Origin of the sequence: Inquilinus limosus MP06 (assembly GCF_000767795.1) — a bacterium.
Classification (GTDB): Bacteria; Pseudomonadota; Alphaproteobacteria; order DSM-16000; family Inquilinaceae; genus Inquilinus; species Inquilinus limosus_E.
The window spans coordinates 1-3,534 of the sequence record NZ_JANX01000621.1; the positions used below are offsets into that span (position 1 = coordinate 1).

The window sequence follows — 3,534 nt, forward strand, 5'->3', positions numbered from 1 at the left end:
ATCACGTCGGTTCATCGCAGGCTTCCTCGGTTGGGCGCCGGCCGCGCCGGCGGATGGCGTGAAAGCAGGTGGGGCGCAGTCTCTCCTTGACCAGGGGGCGTCGCCCAGAGGGATCGGCGGCACGCGACCGAAGGACGCGACCGATCCCGGCCTCCGCTCAGCCCCTGCCGAAGGCTGCGCTCAGAATATCGATCAGCAGCCGGCCGCAGCGACGATCCCGGTCACGGTCGGGGTCATAGATCGTCACCTGCATTCCGATCACACGCGGATCGGCGCACCAGATGCGCAGCGCCTCGACCGCTTCCGCGGCGGAAACGCCGCCGGGCTCCGGCGTGTCGACCGCGGACATGACCTCGCTGTCCAGCACGTCGACATCGAAGTGAACGAACACGCCCTCGACCTCCGGCCCCGCGACCATGTCAAGGACGGCGCGCGCCGCGTCGGCGATGCCGCGGCGGCGGATCTCGGCCAGATCGATCCGCTGCACGCGGGTCTCGAAGATGGCTTTCGACGTGTAGGTCGCCGGATCCTGCAGGTCGCGATAGCCGAAGGCGACGGCGTCGGCCTCGCGCACCAGCGGCGTGTGCTCCCCGAAATCGGTCAGAAGGCTCGGCCCGTGGCCGGTAACGAAGGCCAGGTCCATGCCCGCGGCCCCCTTCGAGGGCGAGGTCGCCGGGAGCTTGAAATCCGTATGGCCGTCAAAGAAGACGAGGCCGTAGCGGCCGTGGCGGCGCAGTGCGAGCGCGGGGCCGAGCAGCACGCTGCAGTCGCCGCCGATGATCAGGGGGAAGGTCCCGGGCGTCAGCGCCTCGCCGACGGCATCGGCGAGCGCTTCGGAATACCGGCGGAGCGCCGCCGCGTTGCGTACGCCGGTCGCCGGATCGACTTCGGGGCGATAGGGCGGGGCGGGAACGGTGCGCGACCATTCCGCGCCCAGCCGGTCGCCGAGCCCGAGCGACCGCAGCACCTCGGGCGCATGCCGCGCGCCCGGCTCGGTCTCGCCGGGCGTGCGGCATGAGCCCGAGATTAGAGGGGCGCCCCGACTCAGGACGATCCGTCGCGCCTGATCCACGGTCTGGCCGGCGGGCGTCGTCGTGCTGGCGGGCGATGAAGCCATCGCAGCTCTCCACGTCGTGATCATCGGCCTGACTTGGCAACCCGACCGCGGCGGATCTTGTTCCGCCGGTCAGCGGGCAGGCGCGGCGGTCCGAACGGGCGTTCAGCCGCCGCGCCGCGGCAGGCCGGACCGGCCCTTGGCGATGACGTCCGGCCCCAGCTTGCGGCGCATGGCGTCGACCGCCTCCTCGACCGCGCGGCGCTTGGCGGGCGCGGGATCCAGCAGGTCCGGCGGGTCGGCCAGGCGGCCCTCGACCAGGTCGGTGCAGCCGACGCCGATCAGCCGGAAGGCCTCGCCATTCGCCGCCTGCTCGACCAGCGGCGCGGCGACGCGCCAGATCGTCTCCGCCAACTGGGTCGGGTCGGCCAGGCGGTGGCTGCGGGTCAGCTGGCGGAAGCTCGCCGTCTTCAGCTTCAGCACCACGGTGCCGCCGGCCAGGTCCTGCTTCTTCAGCCGGGCGGCCACGGTCTCGCACAGCGGCCACAATTCGCGCTGCAGCGCCTGCGGGTTCTGGATGTCGACGGTGAAGGTGGTCTCGGCCGAGATGCTCTTGGTCTCGCCGTCCGGGTCGACCGGTCGATGGTCCTCGCCGCGGGCATAGCGGTACAGGCGCCGGCCGAACACGCCGAAGCGGCGGACCAGCGCGCTCTCGTCCAGCCGCCGCAGGTCGCCCACGGTGCGGATGCCGTCGCTGAACAGCTTCTCGCGCATCACCTTGCCGACGCCGGGGATGATGCCGGCCGGCTTGTCGGCCAGGAAGGCCATGGCATCGCCCCGGCCGATCACGGCGAAACCGCGCGGCTTGTCCAGGTCCGACGCGATCTTGGCCAGCATCTTGTTCGGCGCCAAGCCGATGGACAGGGTGACGCCGATCTCGCGCTCGACCTGGCGGGCGATGGCGGCGCAGGTCTCGGCCGGGCTGCGGCCGTGCAGCGCCTGGGTGCCGGACAGGTCGAGGAAGGCCTCGTCCAGCGACAGCGGCTCGACCTTCGGCGTCGCCGCCAGGAACAAGGCGCGGATCTGCCGGCTGACCCCGGCGTATTTCTGCATGTCCGGGCGCAGCACCACGGCATCGGGGCAGGCCTCCAGCGCCTTGAACATCGGCATGGCCGAGCGCACGCCGTAGAGGCGGGCGACATAGCAGGCGGCGGAGACCACACCGCGCACCCCGCCGCCGACGATCACCGGCCGGTCCTGCAGCTCCGGCCGGTCACGCTTCTCCACCGTGGCGTAGAAGGCGTCGCAGTCGAGATGGGCGATGCTCAGAGCGTGCAACTCGGCATGGCGGACCAGGCGCGGCGACCCGCAGCGGGCGCAGCGCCGCGCCCCCGGCGGCGGATGCGCGCCGCAGTCCCGGCACAGGCCGGGCAGCAGGCTGGCCCGGTCCGGCTTCGGGGTCATCGGGGGCCAGGCTCCTGCCGCGATGCCGGGTAGGGATCGGACATGGCGCCACTGTACCTGTTTTGTACCGGATGCGCACGGGAACTCAGATCACGGCTTTACAAGGGGCAATGCGGGATTGATCTTGGCTGGCCGGGCCATGGCGCCGGGCATCGGGAACCTGCGCATGTCGAAGACCGTGATGATCGTCGAGGACAACGAGCTCAACCGGAAGCTGTTCGTCGACGTGCTCGAGGCCAACGGCTACGCCACGATCGGCACCGACAGCGCGTCGGAGGTGATGGCGCTGGCGCGGGTGCACCGGCCCGACCTGATCCTGCTCGACATCCAGCTGCCCGAGATCTCGGGGCTGGAGGTGACGAAATGGCTGAAGGCCGACCGGGAGCTGGCGGCGATCCCGGTGATCGCGGTGACGGCGCTGGCGATGAAGGGCGACGAGGCGATGGTGCGGGCCGGCGGCTGCGACGACTACATCTCGAAGCCGATCAGCGTCGCCGGGTTCATCGCCACGGTGCGCCGGCACTTGGATTGAGGGCGCGCGGCCTGGCAAGACCGTCATTGCGAGGAGGCGAAGCCGACGAAGCATCCAGGGGCATGCCAAACAGCCCTGGATTGCTTCGCTGCGCTTGCAATGACGCCTCCTCAAGGGGCAATAGCATGCCAAGTCGCAGCCATGCAAAAAGCCCCGCCGCCGGCGGGGCTCCGTCAGGAACGCAGAGAAGCAGCGCCCGGTCGGTCGACCGGACGGCGCTGCTTACTTGATCTTGCCTTCCTTGAACTCGACGTGCTTGCGCACGACCGGGTCGTACTTCTTCAGCGTCAGCTTCTCGGTCTTGGTCTTCGGGTTCTTCTTGGTGACGTAGAAGAAACCGGTGTCCGCAGTGCTGTTCAGGCGGATCTTGATCGTGCTCGGCTTGGCCATGATGCTGGTCCCAATATGACTCTGCTCGGCGCCGCATCACGGGCCGGGAAGCGCGCACCATAGCGTCCGCCGCCGCCGAGTCAAGCACGGCGTG

At 70.1% G+C, this 3,534-nt stretch carries 4 protein-coding genes; 1 reads left to right on the top strand and 3 read right to left on the bottom strand.

Translation table 11 applies throughout. The features are described 5' to 3' along the window. Positions 1 to 157: 157 nt before the first annotated feature. Positions 158 to 1,117 (bottom strand): arginase family protein, encoded by a 960-nt coding sequence (locus P409_RS29620; RefSeq protein ID WP_161790494.1) that lies wholly within the window; start codon positions 1,115 to 1,117, stop codon positions 158 to 160. A gap of 102 nt (positions 1,118 to 1,219) precedes the next feature. Further along, positions 1,220 to 2,518 carry a DNA polymerase IV gene (locus tag P409_RS29625; protein ID WP_034846879.1) on the bottom strand — a complete coding sequence of 433 codons (1,299 nt, stop codon included), beginning with the start codon at positions 2,516 to 2,518 and terminating at the stop codon, positions 1,220 to 1,222. 166 nt (positions 2,519 to 2,684) lie between these two features. Between P409_RS29625 and P409_RS29630 the strand changes: the two genes are divergently transcribed. Further along, positions 2,685 to 3,050, top strand: a complete 366-nt coding sequence (locus tag P409_RS29630; RefSeq protein ID WP_034846885.1) for a response regulator — start codon at positions 2,685 to 2,687, stop codon at positions 3,048 to 3,050. A 222-nt stretch (positions 3,051 to 3,272) separates the two neighbouring features. On the opposite strand, the gene rpmG is transcribed toward P409_RS29630, so the two are convergent. Further along, entirely contained in the window at positions 3,273 to 3,440 is a 168-nt protein-coding gene (rpmG, locus tag P409_RS29635; RefSeq protein WP_034846881.1) for a 50S ribosomal protein L33, read from the bottom strand. Positions 3,441 to 3,534 lie beyond the last annotated feature (94 nt).